The organism is Pseudomonas sp. NPDC090208 (genome assembly GCF_044746785.1).
Classification (GTDB): domain Bacteria; phylum Pseudomonadota; class Gammaproteobacteria; order Pseudomonadales; family Pseudomonadaceae; genus Aquipseudomonas.
On the sequence record NZ_JBIVCU010000002.1, the window covers coordinates 283336 to 306577 of the forward strand.

Annotated in this window: 25 protein-coding genes; 23 read left to right on the forward strand and 2 right to left on the reverse strand. The window is 58.1% G+C overall.

All coding sequences use genetic code 11. The features are described 5' to 3' along the window. Positions 1-8 precede the first annotated feature (8 nt). The 23 genes from ACIPL0_RS04315 to ACIPL0_RS04425 all read left to right on the forward strand — a co-directional run bounded on the left by ACIPL0_RS04315 (position 9) and on the right by ACIPL0_RS04425 (position 18603). Positions 9-416, forward strand: coding sequence for an Invasion protein B family (locus ACIPL0_RS04315; RefSeq protein WP_400593216.1), 408 nt, complete (start codon positions 9-11; stop codon positions 414-416). Further along, positions 413-1702, forward strand: coding sequence for a type III secretion system ATPase SctN (sctN, locus tag ACIPL0_RS04320; protein ID WP_400593213.1), 1290 nt, complete (start codon positions 413-415; stop codon positions 1700-1702). Before ACIPL0_RS04315 ends, sctN begins: the two co-directional genes overlap by 4 nt. Continuing rightward, complete coding sequence (locus ACIPL0_RS04325) at positions 1686-2162, forward strand: hypothetical protein (protein ID WP_400593210.1); 477 nt, start codon at positions 1686-1688, stop codon at positions 2160-2162. Before sctN ends, ACIPL0_RS04325 begins: the two co-directional genes overlap by 17 nt. 1 nt (position 2163) lies before the next feature. Continuing rightward, positions 2164-2997: a hypothetical protein gene (locus ACIPL0_RS04330; RefSeq protein WP_400731303.1), complete on the forward strand. Its 834-nt coding sequence runs from the start codon at positions 2164-2166 to the stop codon at positions 2995-2997. Beyond that, on the forward strand, positions 2994-3914 hold the full coding sequence (locus tag ACIPL0_RS04335; RefSeq protein WP_400731305.1) for a FliM/FliN family flagellar motor switch protein: 921 nt from the start codon (positions 2994-2996) through the stop codon (positions 3912-3914). The genes ACIPL0_RS04330 and ACIPL0_RS04335 overlap by 4 nt, the downstream gene beginning before the upstream one ends. Further along, complete coding sequence (locus tag ACIPL0_RS04340; RefSeq protein WP_400593201.1) at positions 3911-4579, forward strand: EscR/YscR/HrcR family type III secretion system export apparatus protein; 669 nt, start codon at positions 3911-3913, stop codon at positions 4577-4579. The genes ACIPL0_RS04335 and ACIPL0_RS04340 overlap by 4 nt, the downstream gene beginning before the upstream one ends. Positions 4580-4589: 10 nt before the next feature. Beyond that, a complete protein-coding gene (locus ACIPL0_RS04345) occupies positions 4590-4844 on the forward strand; it encodes an EscS/YscS/HrcS family type III secretion system export apparatus protein (protein WP_400593198.1) in 255 nt (84 codons plus the stop codon). Then, on the forward strand, positions 4841-5632 hold the full coding sequence (sctT, locus tag ACIPL0_RS04350; protein ID WP_400593195.1) for a type III secretion system export apparatus subunit SctT: 792 nt from the start codon (positions 4841-4843) through the stop codon (positions 5630-5632). The genes ACIPL0_RS04345 and sctT overlap by 4 nt, the downstream gene beginning before the upstream one ends. Position 5633: 1 nt before the next feature. Continuing rightward, a complete protein-coding gene (locus ACIPL0_RS04355; RefSeq protein WP_400593192.1) occupies positions 5634-6665 on the forward strand; it encodes an EscU/YscU/HrcU family type III secretion system export apparatus switch protein in 1032 nt (343 codons plus the stop codon). 97 nt (positions 6666-6762) lie between these two features. After that, positions 6763-7248, forward strand: a complete 486-nt coding sequence (gene sicA / locus ACIPL0_RS04360; RefSeq protein WP_400593189.1) for a type III secretion system translocator chaperone SicA — start codon at positions 6763-6765, stop codon at positions 7246-7248. Between the two features lie 3 nt (positions 7249-7251). Then, on the forward strand, positions 7252-8997 hold the full coding sequence (sctE, locus tag ACIPL0_RS04365) for a type III secretion system translocon subunit SctE (protein ID WP_400593186.1): 1746 nt from the start codon (positions 7252-7254) through the stop codon (positions 8995-8997). Positions 8998-9017: 20 nt separating this feature from the next. Further along, on the forward strand, positions 9018-10184 hold the full coding sequence (locus tag ACIPL0_RS04370; protein WP_400593183.1) for an IpaC/SipC family type III secretion system effector: 1167 nt from the start codon (positions 9018-9020) through the stop codon (positions 10182-10184). Between the two features lie 18 nt (positions 10185-10202). Continuing rightward, complete coding sequence (locus ACIPL0_RS04375) at positions 10203-11225, forward strand: IpaD/SipD/SspD family type III secretion system needle tip protein (RefSeq protein WP_400593180.1); 1023 nt, start codon at positions 10203-10205, stop codon at positions 11223-11225. A gap of 15 nt (positions 11226-11240) precedes the next feature. Continuing rightward, positions 11241-11459 (forward strand): phosphopantetheine-binding protein, encoded by a 219-nt coding sequence (locus ACIPL0_RS04380; protein WP_400593177.1) that lies wholly within the window; start codon positions 11241-11243, stop codon positions 11457-11459. Positions 11460-11667: 208 nt separating this feature from the next. Next, the gene (locus ACIPL0_RS04385) at positions 11668-13164 is read left to right on the forward strand and encodes a winged helix-turn-helix domain-containing protein (protein ID WP_400593174.1); all 1497 of its coding nucleotides are present in this window, start codon (positions 11668-11670) and stop codon (positions 13162-13164) included. Then, the gene (locus ACIPL0_RS04390; RefSeq protein ID WP_400593171.1) at positions 13131-14303 is read left to right on the forward strand and encodes a PrgH/EprH family type III secretion apparatus protein; all 1173 of its coding nucleotides are present in this window, start codon (positions 13131-13133) and stop codon (positions 14301-14303) included. Before ACIPL0_RS04385 ends, ACIPL0_RS04390 begins: the two co-directional genes overlap by 34 nt. Next, positions 14300-14560: a type III secretion system needle filament subunit SctF gene (sctF, locus tag ACIPL0_RS04395; protein WP_400593168.1), complete on the forward strand. Its 261-nt coding sequence runs from the start codon at positions 14300-14302 to the stop codon at positions 14558-14560. Before ACIPL0_RS04390 ends, sctF begins: the two co-directional genes overlap by 4 nt. 55 nt (positions 14561-14615) lie before the next feature. Then, positions 14616-14924 carry a type III secretion system inner rod subunit SctI gene (sctI, locus tag ACIPL0_RS04400; RefSeq protein ID WP_400593165.1) on the forward strand — a complete coding sequence of 103 codons (309 nt, stop codon included), beginning with the start codon at positions 14616-14618 and terminating at the stop codon, positions 14922-14924. After that, positions 14921-15652 carry an EscJ/YscJ/HrcJ family type III secretion inner membrane ring protein gene (locus ACIPL0_RS04405; RefSeq protein ID WP_400593162.1) on the forward strand — a complete coding sequence of 244 codons (732 nt, stop codon included), beginning with the start codon at positions 14921-14923 and terminating at the stop codon, positions 15650-15652. The genes sctI and ACIPL0_RS04405 overlap by 4 nt, the downstream gene beginning before the upstream one ends. Then, positions 15636-16199: a hypothetical protein gene (locus ACIPL0_RS04410; protein WP_400593159.1), complete on the forward strand. Its 564-nt coding sequence runs from the start codon at positions 15636-15638 to the stop codon at positions 16197-16199. Before ACIPL0_RS04405 ends, ACIPL0_RS04410 begins: the two co-directional genes overlap by 17 nt. Next, positions 16171-16926, forward strand: a complete 756-nt coding sequence (locus tag ACIPL0_RS04415) for an oxygen-regulated invasion protein OrgB (protein ID WP_400593156.1) — start codon at positions 16171-16173, stop codon at positions 16924-16926. The genes ACIPL0_RS04410 and ACIPL0_RS04415 overlap by 29 nt, the downstream gene beginning before the upstream one ends. Then, entirely contained in the window at positions 16883-17296 is a 414-nt protein-coding gene (locus ACIPL0_RS04420; protein WP_400593153.1) for a hypothetical protein, read from the forward strand. Before ACIPL0_RS04415 ends, ACIPL0_RS04420 begins: the two co-directional genes overlap by 44 nt. Next, the gene (locus ACIPL0_RS04425) at positions 17290-18603 is read left to right on the forward strand and encodes a hypothetical protein (protein WP_400593150.1); all 1314 of its coding nucleotides are present in this window, start codon (positions 17290-17292) and stop codon (positions 18601-18603) included. The genes ACIPL0_RS04420 and ACIPL0_RS04425 overlap by 7 nt, the downstream gene beginning before the upstream one ends. Positions 18604-18648: 45 nt before the next feature. On the opposite strand, the gene ACIPL0_RS04430 is transcribed toward ACIPL0_RS04425, so the two are convergent. After that, a complete protein-coding gene (locus tag ACIPL0_RS04430) occupies positions 18649-20115 on the reverse strand; it encodes an AdeC/AdeK/OprM family multidrug efflux complex outer membrane factor (protein ID WP_400593146.1) in 1467 nt (488 codons plus the stop codon). Continuing rightward, entirely contained in the window at positions 20112-23240 is a 3129-nt protein-coding gene (locus ACIPL0_RS04435; protein ID WP_400593143.1) for an efflux RND transporter permease subunit, read from the reverse strand. Before ACIPL0_RS04435 ends, ACIPL0_RS04430 begins: the two co-directional genes overlap by 4 nt. Between the last annotated feature and the right edge of the window lie 2 nt (positions 23241-23242).

The window sequence follows — 23242 nt, forward strand, 5'->3', positions numbered from 1 at the left end:
AGCCATCAATGCCCGACATCGATATCGCTGACCTGCTGCGCCGTGCGCTACGGGCCAAAGGTTGCAGTGACCAACAGGTCGGTTCGTTCGATATGCACAGCAACATCGAGCTTGAGCTGTTGAACATGCCCAGTCTCAATCTGGAACGGGTCAACGACGATTTCTGGTTCTGGAGTGTGCTGGATTATCAAGGCAGCTCGCATATCCAGACATGCGCTCCGGCACTGTTGAGCTTCCTGCTGGATGGCGCTGAATTCGCCCGTACCGGGCAGATGCAGCTGCTTCAGACCGAGGATCGTCTTGAGTTGCGCAGCATGATCGGAGCGTCAGCGTTCGAGAACGAACATGCCTTCGGTCAGGCGCTGGAAGAGTTTCTCGGAGGGATCGAGATCGTCAAAGGCATTCTTGGCCGATGAGCCGATTCAGCTTCGAACGTCACGCGGCTCATCCGTTGCGGATCAGCGGTCCGTTGATCGAGGCTGCTCTGGGCCGCGTGGTCATCGGCGAAATGTGTGAGGTTCGCCGCCACTGGCGTGACCGGCAATCCTGCGCGTGGGCGCAGGTGATCGGCTTCAAGGCTGACGCGGTGGTGTTGAGCCTGCTGGGCAATGCCAGCGGGCTGTCCCGCGCATCCTTGATCGTACCGACCGGTGGGAGCTTGCGTATGAGCTGCGGCCCTCAGTTGCTGGGTAGCGTTGTCGATCCCCATGGAGCAATCATCGAACGTCTGGCTCCGGCAAGCGGTTTTACTTGCGAGGACTATCCGGTGGATGCTCCGCCGCCGGACTACCGGCAACGCCGCCCGGTCAAGATCCCACTGGTCAGCGGCATCCGAGTGATTGACGGATTGCTGACCTGCGGAATTGGTCAGCGCATGGGGATTTTTGCTGCCGCAGGGTCCGGCAAGACGTCGTTGATCGACATGCTGATTGCTCGCAGCGAGGCGGATGTCTTCGTGATCGCGCTGGTCGGTGAACGGGGCAGAGAAGTGACCGAGTTCATCGAGTCACTGCGCGGGTCGATTAAGCGCTCTCGTTGTGTGGTCGTGTTCGCGACCTCGGACTTTTCTTCGATTGACCGCTGCAACACCGCCCTGCAGGCGACCGCCATCGCCGAGTATTTTCGTGATCAGGGGCAGCAGGTGATGTTGTTCATGGACTCGATAACCCGGTATGCGCGCGCCCGGCGCGACCTCGCACTGGCAGCCGGCGAACCGCCGGCGCGTCGTGGTTATCCGTCTTCGGTTTTCGATGCCTTGCCGGCGCTGCTGGAGCGCCCCGGCGTCACCGAGCGGGGCAGCATCACGGCTTTCTACACGGTATTGCTGGAAAGCGACGATGAGCCCGATCCGTTGGCGGAGGAAATTCGTTCGATTCTCGACGGGCATATTCATTTGAGCCGAGCGTTGGCCGGCAAAGGGCATTTTCCGGCCGTCGATGTGCTGCGTAGCGTCAGCCGGGTGGCCCGTCAGGTGGCGGATCCTGCCACGCAGGTGCTGGCGATCAAGGCTCGCGAAATCATGAGCCGTCTGGAAGATCTGCAGGTGTTGCTCGACATGGGCGAATACAGCCCTGGTGTGAATGCGGCCAATGATCACGCGATGTCCTGTCGCGACGCGCTTGATGACTGGTTACGCCAGTCGACTGATGAAGGCAGCGACCCACGGGACGCGATGGAGCGTCTGCATGACCTCATTGGCTGACACACAGCTCCTGCTGCGCCTTTGCGCATCGCGTCAGCAACGTTGCGACAACACCCTGCGGCAGATTCGACAGCAGTTGAACGCTGTCGAAGGGGAGTACAGGGACATTGCCACCCAGGAGCAATCGCTATTGGGCTACATCGCCAGTCAGCATGCCGATGGCAGTGCTTTGAGCCATGAGCAGTTGTTGATGCTGTTGCGTCGGCAGGCCGCTTCTCGACGGCAATTGCTCAATCTGGTCCTTGATCGGACCCGCATCGACGAGCAGCGCGCCGCTTTGCTGGAACAACTGCAGGCCGGACAGCAAGAGCGGCGACAGCTCCTGCGCAGGCAAGGCAAGTATCAGACGTTGCACCAGCGGCTGGTGAGCGCGCAGCGGTTGGACAGATTGCGTCGCGAAGACAACGAAAGCGAAGACATCAGGTGCCGCTCCCCGGCGGTTACAGATCAGGAGGCTTGAAATGCCGCAGATACAACGCAGCGATCCAGCAGTGATTGCTTCCCTGGATGTACCCAGCGAAGCCAGTGAGCATGCTGTCCTTGAGGACGTCTTTGATCTTGATGATTTGCCGCAGGGCGTCGTCAATCTCCTGCAACAACTGATGCCTCAACAGCCGCGGCTTTCAGTGTTTGCCGCGTCGTTGCCGATGGCTGAGAAGGCCGCAGAAATGGAAGCTGATCCAGAGCCTGGACAGTCCACGGGGGGCGCCAGGGTCGCTGTGACGCAAAGCTCGCCCGGCGCTATCCCTTCTGCCGCATCATTCGGCTCGGAAGCACTTGTTACCGACGAGCAGGTGACGGAGATGATCCGGAATTTACCAGCGTCGAAAGCAGATTTGCCTGACCCCGGCGCCGGCCTCAACGTAGCTCAACGCGCTGTGCCGCTGGAGGCACGTTTCCTGGCGCGAGGTCCGGCTTCGGCAGAAAAAACCTCTGTTTTCGATCAGGTGTCAGCTCGTCTTGCGGTGCCATCGGCGCCGCTTGAGGCCGCAGGCAAAAGCGGTCCCTATCTCAACCTGCCATTCAGCCGGGAAGGGCTTGCTGGGGTTGTCATCGTCAATCGACAAGCGGGTGAACCACTCATGCCCTTGCAATTGAGTGCCAGTCGCCCGGAGATTTCGGCGCACCTGGCTCGTCATCTGGAAAGCACCCCGCAGGAACATTGGTCGATGTCTGAAGGGCCAGCTTCGGATTCTCATGATGAGCGCGGCGGTCGCAGACACCCCCATGACCATGACGAAGACCCTGCGGAAAATCCCCTGGCTAGACGGCGCAGCGAGGGGCGCCAGCCATGAGCTTGCGAACCCTGTTGCGCAGTATCGACCCTCTTGAACGCAGACGTGCCGAGCTGATCCGGCACTGGATCGACGAAGGGCTTGCCGTCACGTCATCCGTACCGGTCGCCGGTGCCTGTTACCTGGCGTTCACTGCTGTGCAAAATGATGGTGAATGGCGTGCGGTCGTGAATTCTCGACAGTGGCTTACCCAGGCACTGCCGGGGCTTGAGGAACTGTTGCCTCGAAGCTGCCCGGAAGTGGACATAGGTCTGTTGTTCGCTGCCGCCGAACAGCCCATCTGCCCGCCAGCCAGATGTCTGGAATACCAGATCGTTACCGACGTCCGGCTTCTCCACGATGCCGCATCGCTCCATCAGCCTCTACCCGCGCTTGAAACGGCACAGGGCACATTGTGGGTGACGCATCCACCTTCCGATTGCAATCGCTCACTGCGCAAGGCACTCCCGAAGTGGGTTCTTTCGCTGCCCATGCCTCTGGCCTGGGTCATCGGCTACAGCCAACTGCCTCAGGACAGCGCGGCGCGTCTGGCTCATGGCGATGTTCTGCAAATTTGTGAGTGTCGCTGGGACGTTGTGCTGTTCCGGCGCGTCATCGGTAGATTTTCTCCAACTGACGAGGGGCTGATTGTGAATATCACGGCCAACAAACCGGAAGACCTGCCGGACGAAATACCTGCATTGACTGCGGTCGCTGCGGATTTGCCGATGCACCTTGAGTTCGTGCTCCATGAGAGCACCGTCAGCGTGTTGGAGTTGAGCCGTCTGATCGATGGCGGTGTGATGCCATTGGCACAGAACAGTGCATATCACGTGCAGGTCAGGGCCAACGGGCAAAAGGTGGCCGAAGGTGAACTGGTTCAATGGGGAGATTGTCTAGGCGTCGAATTGCATACGCTGCACCGGGGCGAAGCATGAACGACGTCTCCATGATCGGTCTGCTGGCGGTGGCTTCGCTGCTGCCGTTTCTGATTGCCGCCGGGACTTGTTACATCAAGTTTTCCATCGTCTTCGTGGTGGTACGCAACGCTCTCGGTCTGCAGCAGGTGCCGTCGAACATGACACTGAACGCGGTAGCGCTGATGCTGGCAATGTTCGTCATGACGCCGGTGATGCAGGCCGGCTACGACTACTACAAGGAAAACGACGTTACCTTCAGCAGTGTCGACAATGTGGTCGATTTCGCCGAAAACGGCCTGGGGCATTACAAGCAATACCTGCGTACTTACACCGATCCCGAGCTGGCGGCCTTTTTTGAGCGGGCCCAGCGTGCGCAATTACGCGACAGCGAGCAAACCGAACAGGCCAATGTCGATGATGAGCTGGAGCCGTCACTGTTTGCCCTGTTGCCGGCATACGCCCTGAGTGAAATCAAGGCAGCGTTCAAGATCGGCTTCTACCTCTACCTGCCGTTCGTGATTGTCGACCTGGTCATTTCCTGCATTCTGCTGGCATTGGGCATGATGATGATGAGCCCGGTGATCATCTCCGTGCCAATCAAGCTGGTGCTGTTCGTGGCGCTCGATGGCTGGACGCTGCTGTCCACCGGGCTGATCGAGCAGTACCTGACGCTGGCGACATGAGCGCCCTCCCATGAGCGAACTGGTATTTGCCGGAAACAAGACGCTGTACCTGATTCTGTTGATGGCCGCATGGCCGATCATCGCCGCGACTGTCGTCGGCTTGCTGATTGGTCTGGTTCAGACTGTCACCCAGTTGCAGGAACAGACGCTGCCGTTTGGCTTCAAGCTGCTGGCGGTGGCGGTGTGCCTTTTTCTCCTGTCTGGCTGGTACGGTGACACGCTGCTGAACTTCAGTCGGGAAGTCATGCGGCTGGCGTTGAAATGACCGGTGCGCCATTTCTGTTGTTCTTCGATCTGCATGCCTGGCTGGCGACGGCAGCTCTTGGTTTCGCCCGGCTCGCGCCGGTGTTTTTCATGCTGCCGTTTTTTAACAACGGTGTGCTGACAGGCCCCACGAGAGTTGCAGTGATCATACTGATCTCGATGTCCCTGTGGCCGGTTTCTGATGCCGCATGGCCAGCCCTCGACAGCGTGGCGATGCTGGGGCTGATCCTTCAGGAGGCGTTGATAGGCCTGGTCATTGGCGGGCTGCTGTGCTGGCCGATCTGGGTGATGCAGGGGCTGGGCAGCCTGATCGATAACCAACGGGGCGCCACATTAGGTAACACCATCGATCCGGCCAACGGCGTCGATACCTCAGAGCTTTCCAACTTTCTGCAATGGTTTGCCGCAGCGGTTTTTCTTGAGGCTGGCGGCATGCAGGTTGTCGTCGAGACATTTTCGACGAGCTACCAGTTATGCCCGCCGCAAACCGGCTGCGAGCTGGCGCTGGAGCCGGTACTGCGCTGGCTTGATCCGTTGCTGGGCAAAGTGCTGGTGATTTCGGCGCCCGTGGTCGTGACGCTGCTGTTGAGTGAAGCATTGCTCGGTCTGTTGGGGCGCTTTGCTCCGCAAATGAACGCTTTCTCCGTGTCGCTGACGATCAAGAGTGCTATCGCACTGTTGGTGCTGTTGCTGTATTTCGGCTCCCACCTGCCTGACGAGGTGGTCCGTATGGGGGGGGCAGCCCAATCGAATATCGGTCAGTGGCTGCAGCCGTCCATGGATCACTGACATGTCGAGTGCGTCGAAAACTGAAAAGCCGACACCGAAAAAGCGACGTGACTCGGCCAGAAAAGGCCAGGTTTTCAAGGCCAAGGATCTGGTGACGTCATGCCTGATGATCTGCGGGGTCGGGTATGTGCTGAGTCAGGTCACGCTGATTGAGCTGATGGTTGTGTACAGGCAGGTGATTGCCAGCCAGTTTGATCTGGATGCTCACGCGTTGGCGGTGGGGCTGCTGTTGATTGCCTTGAAAACCGTATTGCCGGTGATCCTGATATGCACGTTGGCTGCGGCAGTTCCGGCCCTGCTGCAAAGCGGCTTTTCGCTGGCCTTCGAGGCGCTCAAACTTAATCTGGATGCGATCAATCCAGTGAACGGTTTCAAGAAGCTGTTCAGCCTGCGTACGGTGAAGGACAGCGTCAAAGCGCTGCTGTACCTGTGCAGTTTTGCGATTGCCTGCTGGGTTGTCTGGCTGACGGAGCGGCAGTTGATCTTCGTTCAGCTGCACATGCAGCCTGCTGGCCTGTTTGATGTCTGGGGGCGCTTGCTACTGACATTGGTGCTGACCTTTCTGGCCTGTGTCGCCGTGATCGTCGTCCTGGATGCATTGGCGGAATACTGGCTCTACATCAAAGATCTGAAGATGGACAAGCAGTCTGTCAAGCGTGAGCAGAAAGAGCAGGACGGCAACCCCGAGATCAAGCGCCGGCGGCGCGACTTGCACCTTGAGTTGTTATCCGAGCAGATCAAATCCGATATAGCCGGATCGCGGGTCATCATTGCCAACCCGACACATATCGCCATCGGTATCTACTTCCGGCCGGAAATCACCCCGCTGCCGTTCATTTCTCTGATCGAGACCAATCAGCGTGCGCTGGCCGTGCGTACCCATGCCGCCAAGGTGGGGGTGCCGGTCGTCACCGACATCTCACTCGCCCGGCGGATCTTCCGTACTCACAGCCGCTACAGCTTTGTTCAGATCGAAGAGATCGAGCAGGTCTTGCGTCTGTTGGTGTGGTTGGAGCAGGTCGAGCAGGCTTGAAACGCCATGCCTGAGTATTGAGCGTTTTATGGCGGCTGGTCGCTACTCGCTTTGGCTTAATTCACAGGCCAGCAATGTTGGTCCCACGGAGGTTTCCATGAACCGCAAGCAACATACAGAAGAAGACCGCGTTGCCGAACGGGTTGCAGCTGCCGTGCTGGAGGGCGCAACGCTCAAGGATCTGAGAGGCATTTCCACCGAGCAGATGGATGGGCTTTACGCGTATGCCCATGAGTTCTATCAGCAAGGCCGCCTGGACGACGCCGAGAAATTCTTTCATTTCCTCTGCATCTACGACTTCTACAACGCCCACTACTGGATGGGGTTGGCGGCGGTGTATCAGCTCAAGCGTAATTATCCGAAGGCGATTGATCTGTTTGCCGTGGCGTTTGCGCAAGATACCAATGATTACCTGCCCATGTTCTATAGCGGTCAGTGCCAGCTCGCACTTGGAAAGGCGGGAAAGGCCAAAGCCTGCTTCGAAGGCGTGGTGAGCAATACCACGAACGATAACGTGCTTCGGCAAGCGCAAACTTATCTGTCTGCTCTGGCGCAGGTACAAGCCGAACTGGAAGAGGAATGACGCATGGATGGAATTGTTTCCGGAGGCTCTCCGGGGTTTGTCAGTCGAAGTGAAGGTTCGGCGCTCAAATATATTGATGCTGCAGGCCGGGCAGGAGGTGAGCAGCGCTTTCTGGATCAGGCCGGCAAGGCGCTGGACGCCCTGCTGAACGTCAATCACGACAGTGATGCTGACGAGGGAGGGCGTATTGCTGGCAATCGCCCGTTGCTCATGGCGCCTGGGCAGCCTCCGGAAGGAAAGTCGAAAGATGCGGCGGCGCGGTTCGTCGAGTTGATCGCATCGATCGTCGAAACGCTGGGGGATGCTGGTCTGAAGACGCTGGAGAGCCGTCTGGACATGCTCAAGAAGCTGTCCGACAGCGCTCGAAAGCAAAATGAGTCGCTGTCTGCCGATTACCAGGCGGCGCTGGCTGAACTGGAAGCTGCCGTTGCCGATGCGGTCAATACCGAAGCCGGGATGGAAGCTGCTCAGCAACGGCTGTTAAATGCAAGACAGACGCTGGCGGCCGCGCAGGCACGCCTTGACGGGCTCAAACCCGGTGATCCTGATTATAAGGCGGCACTGGCCGCGCGTGTGGACGTAACAGATGCCGAGGGTTTGCTGAGGGCGGCGACGTCTGTGCATCAGAGCGCGTTATCCGTTGCCCAGGCGGCGAATGCCAAGGCTGATCAGCTCCTTAAATCGCTCGATGCGGCTGCGCCGAACGGCCAGAGGGTGCTGGATACGCAACGTGAGACAAACCTTGATGCTGCAAGCCGTCTGGTTTTGCTGATGGCGAAATTCACGGAGTTGCTGGGCGACACGGCAGAGAATCGTCTGGAGGCGGAAAAAGCGGTGGCCGTCGAAATACGTGATGCACAGGCTGCCGTTGCGAAGAAGAACGCTCAGGACTACGAAGAGCAGGTCCGCAAGGCGGAGGCGCTCAACAAGGCCATGGGCTGCATCGGCAAGATTCTTGGCGCGGTGCTGACCGTGATCAGTGTCGTCGGTGCGGTGTTTACCGGTGGCGCAAGTCTTGCGCTTGCTGCCGTGGGTATCGCATTGACGGCGGGGGACATGATCGGCAAGGAGATCACCGGAGTGTCGTTCATGGAGAAGGCCATGCAGCCCCTGATGGAGCATGTCCTGTCGCCTCTTGTCTCGGCGATCGGCAAGGCCGTGTCATCGGCGCTTGAGTCTATCGGTGTTTCAGCGGACAAGGCCGCGATGATCGGCAACGTCATCGGCGCTGTGGCTGGCGCCTTGCTGATGGTCGCCGCGATTGTCGTGATAGCAGTCGTGGGCAAGTCGGCTGCCGGCCGCATAGCGCCCAAACTGGGGGAGATGATTGGAAACATGACCGGAAAAATTGTTCCCGATCTGCTCAAGAACACCAGCCAGTCGGCCAGTCGCATGTTCTCGCAATTGGCCACCAAGTTAAGGGGAGCTGCCGGCTTGAAGTCGGATACGGCTTCTCTGGCTGTATACGGGACTCGGATGCAGCAGGCCATGGCAGTTACAGAGGGCATCGGGGTCACCGTCCTGTCGACGCTGGGTGCCAAAAGTGGTGTCCATCAGGCTGAAGCGGCCAAGAACAATGCCGGCCTTGCCATAGCGTCCAGTATCGTTGAGAGCATGAGTTCCTGGCTGATGGATCAAGTAGAGAACTACGGTGATTCGCTCAATAAAAAGTTCAAATTGATCGAGCAGTTATCTGAAGAAATGCTTCGCTCCATGAGTGTCGCAACGTCGATTGCTCGTAATGTGTGAGTTGTTCAAGGGGCATGACAATGGAAGTTTCAAGCAGTATTTATCCGTTCAAAGGTTTTTCAATCGACAGTCTTGAAGGCGCTAAAGATGACGCCAGGGACTATCAGTCCATTGTAGGGCTGCTCGGTGTAATCGGACTCGACCAACACGTCATTCCACCAGGTATTACAGAACAAGACCTTGAAGCATTGAAAAAACTATTGAGCACCTCGGGCATCGACGAAAAGGATGCCGCCGATATCATGTCGGTTGCCAATCTTGTTCACCATCAAACATCTGACGAGCTGACATTCGACCCCGCCAACTGGGAAAAGCATACCGGCGTATTGGTCGCTGCCATTGTGGCGTTCAATATTTCCCGGCAAGCGTCGGCTGAACTGCGGGGCCTGTTTGGCGTGCTGGCGGAAAAAGCCGCCAGAGAGCAAGGCGCTGCCATCACTTCCGCAGGGTATGCGGCAATGGCCAGCGCAATTGCTGGTGCTGTTACGGCAGTCACCATGACGGTTGCAGGTACGAAACTGACGTTGGACGGGCATTCACGCAAACCAGGAGCCATTCCACAAACACTTGAGCCACCACCCACGCCTGCTTCCAGCAGTAAAAACCTCACCTCCGGGGCCAACGGGCTATCCGGTTCTGGAAGCCTACCCTCGCTGGATCAGCAGAAACCCAGGCTGGACAGCCCTGACGCGATCTCCCCTGATGCGGGCTTGTCACGCAACGACACATCAATGACCGACCAGAGGCCGGCCGTGCCGAAAAAAGAAAGTCGAGTGGATCAGGCCCCTGATGTGTCCCCTGCCGATCAGTTGTCGGCTTCTCTGGATCAGCCGATAGGGCAAAGCAATCATTCGTCGCAGACGAATCACGATAATCCAGCGGCCAAAAAAGATGTTCAGGATGATCATTCTCGCGAGCGCAAGCTTCGAGTGGGTCAGGCCGTCAGCTCTCTGGCCATGGTCGTGTCCGGCATGTTTTCCGCATCAGTACGTGTGGGAGAAAACACTCAGCGCGAGATCGAGACGCTGAAGCAGTCCGAACAAACGAGCGACCGGGGGACGAGTGAACAGATGGCTCAACAAATGGCTGAGGCGGGAAGGCTCATCGACAAGATCCTGGCGACGTTCGAGCAGGTCAACCAAAGCCGCAATGCGGCTATTGGCACCATGTCCAGCTTCAGAGTCTGAGGGTAAGAAATGAATGATATGACCATCAACAGACTGCCGATTTTTTCTTCCCCCACTGCGTTGTCAGAGCTGCATGAGGAGCGGGAAGTGTCAGCTGATGAAGCCTCCGGCCTTCCGCCGCGTATTTCGTCGCAGGCTGACGCGTTGCTACGCCTGCAGAAACGCGCTGTCGTGCTGGAACGCCTGATGCATCAGCCAGCCGATCAGTCCCGAACTTCGACGGCAGCCGCATCGCATTTGTTCGCAGGCGAAGCAGAGGGCTTGCTTGCCAGTCTCCAGTCCAGTCGGGAAAACCTGTCAGGCAACGGGCAAGGTCTGCTCCAGAACTCCCCGCCACAGTCACTGCTGCCCGAAGTCAACGGCCTTTCGGACCTGCCAGAGGACGACTCGTCGAAGAAAGATGAGTCACCTTCGTTCAAGGATATCCTTGAACAACTGCAGAAACTGATCGGCACCATCCGTGATGACTATCTGGATGTCTACGCCAGTCTGGTCGAGAAGTATTCCAAACTGTTTGCCGACTTCAATTCGGAGATCCTCGCCAAACTGGAAAAATGGATACAATCCAAGGGCGACAAAGGGAATATCGAGCTGGATTGCAGTGAGTTGAGCAAGGCGCTCGATGCGCTGATCAAGAAATACAGCTATCCAAACCCCGACGCTATCGTCTACCCCATGTCGAAAGACAAGGGCATCAGTAAAGAGGATGCCGAGAAATGGCTGAAGGCCATGGGGTTATCGGAGTCTTGTCTGAAAAAACGCGACGACGGTACCTACTGTGTCGTATTGGACCTCGGACCACTCAATACGATGAAAGGCAACTTGCCGGGGACTGGCAAGGAGGAAATGTCTGCGGCCAAGTTTCAGGCCTGGCAGGCAGCATTCAACGCCCAACAGCAGGAGATGGAAACCGCGCTCCAGAAATTCACTCAAAAATACAGCAACGCCAACTCGATTCACGACAATACGCAGAAGATGATCAGCTCTACGTTGTCCTCTCTCTTCGACATGTTGAAGTCGTTTGCCCAGGCGTTGGCATGACCCATGAGAACACCAATGGACGTCATTGCAGATTATTTCCTGCGTGAGTCTGCCGATCTTCATCCAGAAATGCGTCTGGTTGAAGACTTGGGTGCTGACTCGCTGGAAATCCTTGAGATTACCCTCGTGCTTAACGAGGCATTGAACATCGATATCTTCGAAGGTGATTTGGCGGGCATTCGGACCGTAGGCCAGTTGCATTCACTTGCCCTGAGCCAAGCCCTGATCGGATGAAACACTCTCGGTGAGTGCGAAGGCCGTTAATTTTCCTAATAAGTCAAAATTATGAATTTTTTAATAAAGGCTTCCGGAAAGGATTCTTACAGAAGGTTGGAGAATCCTCCATGAATTAGGGAAAGTTCCTACATAGATAATGATCTCCAGTTGGTAAGTTTTCGCCTCCTTCGCTTGAACTTGATTTTTACTTCCGGAGTTCATCCCGATGATGATTCAGCTTGATGAAAGATCGTCGTCGCGGTCCTATGCATTCGGCCAATGGCAGCTCAGGCAAAACACGCTGTTTGATGGTCAGGATCGTGGTGTCCCGTTGCCGCCAAAGGAGTACGCGGTTCTGTCCTTGCTGCTTGAAGCAAAGGGCGATGTGGTAACCAAGGATGAACTGCTTGATGGGGTCTGGCTGGACGGTGAGGTTGCCGAAGAGTCTTTGACCCGATGCATCTACTCGCTGCGCAAGGTGCTGGGCACGGACAAAACGCTGATCGCCAGTGTGTATGGAAAAGGGTATCGCTTCACCGCACCTGTCGTGAGCCTGGCGTCTTCCGGGCAGACGGCCGTTCCGTCACTGGCCATCCTGCCATTTCGCGGTGATAACCCTGCGCTGAGCATCGAGTTGCATGAGCACACCGTACGGCGTCTGACTCGGGCATTTGTTCACGGGTTGCGACTGCTGCCCGCCAGTATGACCGCCGGACAGTTTGATGAAGGTGACCTGCTGGGCGTGTTCGAGCGGCTGGCACCGGATTATGTGATGGCTGGGCGCTGTACCGTGTTCAACGGCATGCTGCAGTTGTCGGTCGAACTGGTACGTCGCGTGGATCATCTCCTGATCCACTCCGAGGTACTGAAGGCCGACAGTCACGATGATGCCATTCAGCGTCTTGCCGTACTGGTCGCGCAGCGGCTTCCGGGCGTTCGCGCTCAGCCGCAGAGCTGCTCTTCCTATCCGCTGGCCGTGGCGTATCTCAATGGCTTGACCGATCTGCAAATCTTCACACCGAACAGCCTGGCCGCAGCCTTGAAACACTTTCGTCAGTGTCTGCGGCTGAGTACCGATTATGCGCCGACCTGGAATGCGCTCGCCGACACCTGGCTGGGTATGGCCATATCGGGAAGCGCTACGCAAAGCGAGGCGATTGCAGAGGCTCAGGCTGCGATTGGCAAGGCGCTGGCTCTGGATCCTGACGATGAGGTGGCGTTGGTACGGCTGGCGTTGCTGACCAGTTTTCAAGGTAACGCCGATGCCGCTGAAGCCTTGTTCAGGCGAGCGAGAATATGCGCTGAGCCCACCGACCTCTGGTATCACTATGCGTGGTATCAGTGGGCCTGTGGTGACCATGATGCAGCGTTGGCCTGCGTCGATACCTGCCTTGGGCGTAACAGCAGTCTGCTTCCCGCTCTGATCCTGCGCCTGCGCATTCTGGTCAGTCGCGAACGCGACGCTGCATTGATGGCTGTTCTCGACAGTCGGAATGGTCTGCTCTGCGGCCATCCGGTACTGGAGGCTTTGCTACGCGAGTTGAGAGCAACCGATGCAAAGCCGGAATCTGATCGAATTCTGGCTATCGACAGCAATGTTCGATCAGGATCACCGGAACTGGTCTCACTATCATCCCCCTCACTGAATGGCAGTCCCGACAACGCTCAAGTCGAGAGGGAGAACGTGGCATGCAGGACTTATCGCTTCAGCATTGGGTATTGAGGATACTCAACGGGCCGTTACAGGGCGCGGAATTTACCCTGAAAACCCGCCGCACGCTGTTGCTGGTCGGCCCTCAGAACGTTTTCTGCGATAGCGCCAGACCATTGGATGTGCCTTCGGACGCCCTGTACATCGCGCTTGAAGAGGGTGGGCGCAATTTCGAGGTGTTGATCGATGAAGAGCGTGTCGACACGCCGATATTGCGCGTGGTCGATGGTATCAAGGGTGAAGAGCGCAACAGCGCCATTCAGGCCATTGAGCAGGTGGGCGGGTTGCGGTTTGCCCTGCGCCCGGAGAGCCAGTCCTGGCAACCGGGCATTCTGAATCAGGCTGTCATCACAGGGACGCCAATAACTTCCTCCCGAAAACGCCTTCTCCTGTGGGGGGGAGTGCTGGCCGGTGTCACTGTCGCAGGGATCGCTTTCACCGACTGGACAGCGTCGCGTCCCAGTCCGGTGAGTGAGGCTCACCTGTTGATCAAAGGCGCGAGCGTCGGCCTTGAGATCTTTTCCGGTCGCGATCGGCAACTTTACGTATTCGTCGATTCCGAGCGCGACGCTGGCTGGAGCCGGCAGGCCATTGAACGCAGCGCGCAACCCGAAAAAACCACGGTGTTGTCCCGGTCCAGTGAGGCGATCCGGCTGGGCAAGCGAATCGCGCAGCTTGAGCCCGCTCTGGCCTGGCATCGCATCGACCTGTTCAAGCCGGCGCAGCCACGACTTTTGCTGAGCGCTCAGCGGAACCTGCTGACACCTGCATTGGAAAAACGCCTTACGGAGGCGCTGATCGAAGCGGCCCCATACGCAACTGCGGTATCCATAGAGACTGCCGATGATGATCTGATTTCTCGTCAGGCCGAGCACGGTCTGATCCGGCTCGCACTGCCTTATCGGCAGCTTGCGACAACAGATAATGTGACTTTCACCCTGCAAGGCGATCTGGCGGACGTACAGATCGAAGCGGCGCGAACTTATGTGCATGACTTCTATCGGCAGTGGGGAAATCGGTTCGTGCATTTTGCTGTTGAGCTCAAAGCGGATCCGCTCAGGGATAAATCGTTCCAATACGGCCCGGATGGTTACGTCAAGACGACGCCATCATCCTGGTCTTTCGTTGAATCCACCGGAGGTGACATATGACGACAATCAATGTTGAGGGCGATTACTACTCGGACTATCTCAGTTCGAAGTCCAAGGACTTTGAAACCGCAGCGACTGAGCTCAACAAGAAAGTGGAGGACACGCTCAAAAAGCTGAACGAAGACCCTTCCAATCCTAGTTTGCTGGCTGCCTATCAAGCCGCTCTGGGCGCCTACACCGTCACGCGAACTGCCCAATCCACGACAAGCAAGGCGCTCAAGGATCTGGCATCAACGATTCTTCAATCCGCGCGCTGACCTTCCTGCCATTTTGAGCACTGGCGGCATTTCTGCTGCCGGTTCTGGAGACTCCATGACCATTTCGACGGTGTTATCCGCACAGGTATCCGCAGCCCAGGTGGCATCCTTGCAAGCGCCCGGCGCAGGCTCTGTCGTTTCTCTGGAAAGCCGCTTGCTTCAGAGTTTTGCAGCCTCTGCAGTCGACGCAGAACGGAGTGTCGCGACGATCAATACGATCTTGAAGCGCGATGATCTCAGTAACCCGGAACAACTCGCGCGGTTACAGCAACTGTCCAACGACTATGTAATCGACGTCTCGATGGTCAACACACTGGTGCGCAAGGGCGTCAGCACCGTCGAAACACTGTTGCGTTCGTCATGAAAAGGGTCGCAGCACTCTGGTTGCTGTTTCTGTTTCTGGCGGGTTGTCGGCAACCGGATCTGCTTGAAGGGCTGGACCAGCATCAGGCCAATGAAGTGCTCTCGGTTTTGCAGCGCAACAATATTGCGGCAGGCAAGGTAGGGGGCGACAAGGCTGGCTATAGCGTGACGGTCCGTCAGGTGGATTTCGCTGCCGCAGTGGACTTGCTGGCTCTCTACGGTTTGCCCTCGCGCCCTCGGGTCGAGGTCGCGCAGATGTTTCCTGCCGATTCGCTGGTGGCGTCGCCGCGTGCCGAAAAGGCGAGGCTGTTTTCAGCACTTGAACAACGTCTTGAGCAGTCTCTCAAACAACTTCAGGGCGTGGTCACCGGTCGGGTTCATGTCAGCTATGACATCGATGCCGGAGAGGGCGGACGCAAGATCGCTCCCATTCACCTGTCTGCCCTGATCGTGCATGAGGGAGACGTAGAGCCACAATTGCTGATCAGCGATATCAAGCGCTTTCTGAAGAACAGTTTTGCCGGGATCGAGTACGAGAACATTTCTGTAGTTCTGTCTCGTCGCTCGGCCATTCAACATGCGGCGCCTTCCTCCTCTGTCCAGAGCGACACACCCGGCTGGTTGTGGCCGCTGGTGCTGGTCACCCTGACGATCGTTCTCGGCCTGTTTGCGACTGCTTGCTATCGTCATCAACGCAAGGAGGGAGGCACCGATGTCTCTGTGCGCTGAGTCGCTGCGCAGGATTTTGGCCGAGCCGCTGGACTACGTTCATCCGCAACGGTTGAGTCTGGCGTCGACACTGGATACCTCCGTCGTGCGCAAGCACATCAACCAGTTACTCAGCCAGCAGCTGTGCTCTCTGGATTCTGAGCAGCGCTTGTCACCCGTCGCTCGCTCGTGGGTGGAGCACTGGCGGCTACTGCCCGACGCCGCGGCACTGATCGGCGCTTATCTGGCGTGGCCGCATCTGGCGGCGGGAGGACGGCTGACACATCTTCCCAAGGCTCAAAGGCAGTTCGCGGCGCTACGGATTGCTCCGCGTCTCGCGCATTGCGCTTTTGACGGCTTGCCGCTTCCCGAGCAATTACAGGCACTGGGGCTGAATGCGTTGCTGGGGGCACGCGAACAAGTTCCGCAAGCACTGAGCGAGCGGCTTGCATTGCAATTTCCCGTAGCGGTCGTGGCGAGACAGCACGATTTGCCTCCCGCATCTCTGGATGCAGCGTTATTCCGACTGGCCATACAACATGCTCGATTCCATTCGAACACTGACTGATCTTCCTCCTGACAACGCGGTTCGCTTTAGCGAGCAGGATCTGGCGGCCGCTCGCCGTCGGCGGGAGTTGCAGGAAAACGCCCAGCGCCAGGCTCGCGAGATCGTGCGGCAAGCCACCGTGGAAGCCGAACAGCTGCGCAATCTGGCGTTGCAGCAAGGGTATGGCCAGGGGCTGCTTCGAGCCGCCAGAGATCTGGTCGGTACGCTGATCGAGGGGCGCGAACTCGGCCAGCAGTTGCAACAGAACCTCGCTGATGCTGCCCGGCAGCTGCTCGGCGAGCTTTTACATCGTGACGAGGTGATCGACGAGGTGCTGGGCAACTGGCTCAGGGAACATTCACTCAGCCAGGACGTAACACTTCAGATCGTTCTGCCCGAGCGTCTGCGGGCAGAGGAGGGGGCGTTGATCGACCGGTTGCACTTGCGTAGCCGAGAGCCGGCGCAGCCCGTTCGTATCGACTACCACCCTCAGGAGCGCTACCTGCTGCGCCTCGCTGATCAGGTCCTGGAGTTCGATCTAGACGCGACACAGGAACATTTTTCTTCGGCACTACTGGCCCGTACCGAGCATTTGCCTGACGCGCCCCATCGTCTGGATGCCTGTGCGCATGAGGCCGTGGAGACCTTGTTACGGGCTCTGATCGCCGACGCCCCGGACCACAACAACAAGGAGCCTGAAAACCATGATCGAACCACTGTCGCCTCACAGCTTCATAGGGCTGAGTAGGGATTCTCAAAATGTGGTGCCGCTTGGGCAAAGGCTTGAGCTCAACCCCAAGACTTCAATCCTGACCGATGCCGATCTGGACGCTTTTTGTCGAGCGCTGCAGGACGCGGAGGACGGTTTCAATGCCCACGATTACCTCAAGCAATACGTCAACGCGCAGGGTGAACAGCCTTTCCGAACCACAGGACCGCAGATGGAGCTGCTGAAAAAGATCATGGAAAAACTCAAGGAGGAAGGAAAAATGGATTCCCAGGCATATGGCTTGGCCAATGATGCGTTTGGCAAGGCATTCAGCATGAACTTCATGGTGCAGGAGTACATGAGAGTGGCGATGACGCCACCGGAGGATGAGGAGAATTCGCCATGTTAGGGGAGATTTATTCAGCGGGCTCGAGGGGCGCCTATACCGTTATTGATATCGAGGGGCCAGGTCATGTTGCGATTGATATGGAGGATAATGATACTTTTGCGGCTGCAGTGGATTATGTTGAACAGTGGATGTTGTCGCGTCCTTCTCTTTCTCCAGTACCTGATTTTGTACTTGAAACGTGCGAACAGTCTTTCTTGAATGTGACCGATACGTTGAAGGAGGACAGCCAGACGGCTGTTGAGGTAGGTGAGGCGGTTGATGATTTTCTACGTGGGAAAACGCTCCAGTCTTTCTATGACTCTCTGGCAATAATCGATGATTTTGAAAAAAAACAGCTAGTCGACGCTTCTGGCGTCCCCAGCGAGCAACGCAGCAGTTGGTTGCTTGGTAAGTTGGTGCAGATGTATGAGGCAACGGTGGCAAGTGGCCCCATAGCTCTTCGTGGCTCTCTTAATACGATGATTGGGAAGTGCGTTCAATTTGCGGCCAAATCGATGTTCACGCAGTTGGCCGCGACGGTCGATCCCAGAGAACGAATCGCCCAGAGCGTTGCCATAGCTTCTCTGGCGCTTACGGCAGGTCTTCAGCTTTGGGCAGTTGCCAATGAGATCAAGGAAGACGGGGCTTCCTGGTCGGTGTTCAGCAGGGCAGCCATGACACTGATATCCACCGGATCTGTGATGAGTTTGTATATGGTCCCCGGATTTCGGCAACACGCGGCTTCCATCGCGTCGCTGCTACCCTACGTGCTGGTTCGGGACTCGCTCAACGCGGCAATGCCAACGAGCGATAATGCGCCTTCGCAGGGTGTCGCATCGAGGTTGTTAAGTGGTATCAACTTTAATGCCAGTCAATATGGGCTAGAACGACTGATCTCGTTTGTCTCGTCGGACGCAGGTATTCAGAATCCATATTTGAAAGAGGCGGTAGTTGCTGCCTTCATTTCAGCTGGCGTCGTATGGGATGATGTTGGCTCGTTAGTACTGCGGCACGTAGTGAACACCGAGAGTAGTTCCGCCGAGAAGTTGGAGACTTCCGTTGGTTTGAGGGCGCCAAGCGGAGATGAATGGGTCAAACAGATGCAGAACGGAGGCGCTCCACGTTTTCAATTCATCACCGGCAGCATTGGCATTTCGGAAAGTATTACTCACGCGACCGGAGAAGTAGAGGGACCCGATAGAATTTGGCGCGATGGCGTGGTTCCTGCTGGCGTTGGCATGGTGCTGTATTGGTTGTTTGATCTGATAGGGTCCGGAAAGAAACCGGAGGAAGTACCAGATTATTTTCTGCCTCGGAGAGGCTATTGAAAAAAACCCACCTGAAAAGGTGGGTTTTTCATCACTCAGACGTCATCAAAACATCCGCATCGGCGGCACGTCACCCGAGGTCGGTTTTTTCTCGCCGGCCTGAGTCTGTTCGTACCAGCCGCCACCGAGTGCCTTGTACAGATTGACCTCGCTGGTCAGCTGCGAGAGGCGGTCGGTGATCAGCGATTGTTGCGCGCTGAACAACTGACGCTGGGCGTCGAGGAAGGTCAGGTTGCTGTCGACACCTATGCGATAGCGACGCTCGGCCAGGCGGTAGTAATCCTGGTTGGCGGTGACGAAATCGTTCTGGGCCTTGAGCTGGTCGGTGAAGGTCTTGCGTGCTGCCAGACCGTCGGAGACTTCCTGGAACGCCGTCTGAATCGCCTTCTCGTAGTTGGCGACGCCGATGTCCTTCTGGATCTTCGAGTAGTCGAGGCTGGCGCGCAGGCTGCCGGCGTTGAAGATCGGCAGGCTGATGGTCGGCGTGAACAGCCAGGTGCCCGAACCGCCCTTGAACAGGCCACTCAGATCGCCACTGGCAGTGCCGGCGCTGGCCGTCAGGCTTATGCGCGGGAAGAACGCAGCGCGCGCCGCGCCGATGTTGGCGTTGGCGGCCTTCAGGCTGTGTTCGGCCTGGAGGATGTCAGGGCGACGTTGCAGCAGTTCGGACGGCAGGCCGGCCGGCATTTCGTTGAGCATGTCGGCGCTCAATGGTTGTGCGGCTGGCAGGTTGGCCGGCAGGCCGGTACCCAGCAGCAGGACGAGGTTGTTCTCGTCCTGAGCGACCAGACGCTCATACTGCGCCCGCTTGACCCGGGCGCTTTCCACGGAGGTGCGCGACTGGGCCAGATCCAGCGCCGAGGCGACGCCCACTTCGTTGCTGCGCGAGGTCAGACGGAAGCTTTCTTCAAAGGCACCGAGGGTGTCTTGAGTCAGCTTCAACAGTTCCTTGTCGGCCTGCCAGGTCAGGTAAGCGTTGGCGACGTTGGCCACCAGGCTGATCTGCGTGCTGCGGCGGGCCTCTTCGCTGGCGAAGTAGGTTTCCAGTGCCTGTTCGCTGAGGCTGCGCACCCGGCCGAACAGGTCCAGTTCATAGGCGCTGACGCCCAGACCGACCGAGTACTGGCTGGTGATGCCGGCCTGCCCGGATTGCGACAGATCGCCAGGAACCCGCTGACGGGTACTGGTGGCGTCGGCGTTCACGGCCGGGTACAGGTCCGCACGCTGGATGCGGTACTGCGCGCGGTAGGCGTCGATGTTCAGCGCCGCGACACGCAGGTCGCGGTTGTTCATCAGGGCGGTCTGAATCAGTTGCTGCAGCGCCGGGTCATGGAAGAACTGACGCCAGCCCTGTTCGGCGGCTGCCATGTTGGCCGCTTCGGCCGGCGAATACGCCGGACCTTGCGGATACTGGGCGGCCACCGGTGCTGCGGGCTGCTTGTAATCGGGGATCAACGAGCAGCCGCCGAGAATGAACGCGGTGACTGCCAGCGAGATCAGGGACTTGCTCATTGGCCAGCCTCATCGTGTGGAATATGTTTCTGTTTGCTCTTGAACAGCGCAGATACCGAAACAAAGAACAACGGTACCCAGAAGATCGCCAGGATCGTGGCGGTGATCATACCGCCAATTACACCGGTACCGATGGAGTGCTGACTGCCCGAGCCCGCGCCGCTGGAAATGGTCAGCGGCACCACGCCGAGGATGAACGCCATCGACGTCATCACGATCGGACGCAGACGCATCCGGCACGCTTCCACCGCTGCATCGACCAGGGATTTGCCCTGTTCATGCAGTTCCTTGGCGAACTCGACGATCAGAATGGCGTTTTTCGCCGCCAGACCCACCGTCACCAACAAGCCTACCTGGAAGAACACGTCGTTCGACAGACCGCGCAGGCTGGTGGCCATCAGCGCACCGATCACACCCAGCGGCACGACCAGCAGGACCGCGATCGGGATCGACCAGCTTTCGTACAGCGCTGCGAGGCAGAGGAACACGACCAGTACCGAGAGCGCATACAACGCCGGTGCCTGGGAGCCCGACAGACGTTCTTCGAACGACAGGCCTGTCCACGAATAACCAATACCTTGCGGCAGTTGTTGTGCGAGGCGTTCGATCTCGGCCATGGCGTCACCGGTACTGTAGCCCGGTGCCGGCGTACCGAGAATTTCCTCGGCCGGAACACCGTTGTAACGCGACAGTTTCGGCGAACCGTAGACCCACTCGCCGCCGGCGAACGCGTCGAACGGCACCATGGTTCCGCTGGCGTTGCGCACGTACCACTTTTTCAGGTCTTCCGGGCTCATCCGCGATTTCGGCGAACCCATGATGTAGACCTTCTTCACGCGACCACGGTCGATGAAGTCGTTGACGTAGTTGCCGCCCATCGCCACCGACAGGGTGGTATTGATGTCGGTCTGGGTCACGCCCAGTGCGCGGGCTTTCTCGTCGTCGATGACCAGCTGGTATTGCGGTTCGTCGGTCAGACCGTTCGGACGTACGCCGGCGAGGATCTTGCTCTGCGAGGCCAGGCCCAGCAGTTGGTTACGCGCCTGCATGAGTTTTTCATGACCCACGCCGCCCTGATCCTGCAGGTACAGGTCGAAGCCGGTGGCGTTACCCAGTTCCAGTACCGCAGGCGGCACCACGGCGAACGACATGGCGTCGCGGAAGCCGAAGAAGTGCGCCTGAGCGCGCTTGGCGACTTCGAATACGCTGTTCGACGAGTCGCGCTGTTCCCACGACTTGAGCATGACGAACGCCAGGCCCGAGCTTTGGCCGCGACCGGCGAAGTTGAAGCCGTTGACGGTGAACACCGAGGCGACGCCCGGGTCGGTCAGCAGGAATTCGCGCATCTTGTCCAGCGTGTTCTGGGTCCGCTCGGCCGTGGAGCCTGGCGGTGTCTGCACCTGGGCGAAGATCACGCCCTGGTCTTCTTCTGGCAGGAACGCGGTCGGGATGCGGGTGAACATCCAGATCATGCCGGCGAAGATCAGCAGGTAGGCGAGGAACGCCGGGAACTTGTGGCGAATGACGTTACCGACACCGCGCTCGTAGCTCTGCACGCTGCGGTCGAACGTACGGTTGAACCAGCCGAAGAAGCCTTTGCGCGGCTGGCCGTGCTTTTCCGGATCGATCGGCTTGAGCATCGTGGCGCAGAGCGCTGGTGTGAACACCAGGGCGACCAGTACCGACAGCGCCATGGCGGAAACCACGGTGATCGAGAACTGGCGATAGATCACACCGGTGGAGCCGCCAAAGAATGCCATTGGCAGCAGTACCGCCGAGAGCACCATGGCGATACCCACCAGCGCACCCTGGATCTGTTCCATGGATTTGCGGGTGGCTTCCCGAGGCGATAAATGCTCCTCGGCCATCACCCGCTCGACGTTTTCCACCACGACGATGGCGTCGTCCACGAGCAAACCGATCGCCAGCACCATACCGAACATGGTCAGGGTGTTGATGGTGAAACCGGACGCCGCGAGGATACCGAAGGTGCCCAGCAATACCACCGGCACCGTCAAGGTCGTGATGACCGTGGCGCGGAAGTTCTGCAGGAACAGGTACATCACCAGGAACACCAGGACGATCGCTTCACCCAGGGTGTGTACGACGCCGTTGATCGATTCCTTCACCACCGGGGTGGTGTCGTACGGATAGACCACTTTCATTCCCGGCGGGAAGAATGGCTCCAGGCGGCTCATGGTGTCGCGAATCGCCTTGGCGGTGTCCAGGGCGTTGGCGCCGGTGGCCAGCTTGATCGCCAGACCCGAAGCCGGTTTACCGTTGAACTGTGCGTCGACGCTGTAGTTCTCGCCGCCTAGACCGATGCTGGCGACGTCTTTCAGACGAACCTGAGAACCGTCCTGGTTGACCTTGAGCAGAATGTTGCCGAACTGCTCGGCCGTTTGCAGGCGGGTCTTGCCGATGATGGTGGCGTTGAGCTGCTGGCCTTTGACCGCAGGCAGGCCGCCGATCTGGCCGGAAGACACCTGAACGTTCTGCGCGGTGATCGCGCTCTTCACGTCGACCGGGGTCAGCTGGAAGTTGTTCAGCTTGTCCGGGTCGAGCCAGATACGCATCGCGTACTGCGCACCGAACACCTGGAAGTCACCCACGCCCGGGGTACGGGCGATCTGGTCCTGGATGTTGGAAACGATGTAGTTGGACAAGTCTTCCTTGGCCATGCTGCCGTCTTCCGACACCAGACCGATCACCAACAGGAAGTTCTTCACTGCCTTGGTAACGCGCAGGCCCTGCTGTTGCACTTCTTGCGGCAGCAGCGGGGTCGCGAGGTTGAGCTTGTTCTGTACCTGAACCTGCGCGATGTCCGGGTTGGTGCCCTGGTTGAAGGTCACGGTGATGGTCATGCTGCCATCAGAGTTACTTTCCGAGGAGATATAGCGCAGGTTGTCGATACCGTTCATCTGCTGCTCGATCACCTGAACCACGGTGTCCTGCACGGTCTGCGCGGACGCACCCGGGTAGGTCACCTGGATCGCGATGGCCGGTGGCGCGATGGCAGGGTACTGGTTGATCGGCAGCTTGAGGATGGACAAGGTGCCGACCAGCATGATCACGAGGGCAATCACCCACGCGAAAATCGGTCGATCGATGAAAAACTTCGACATGG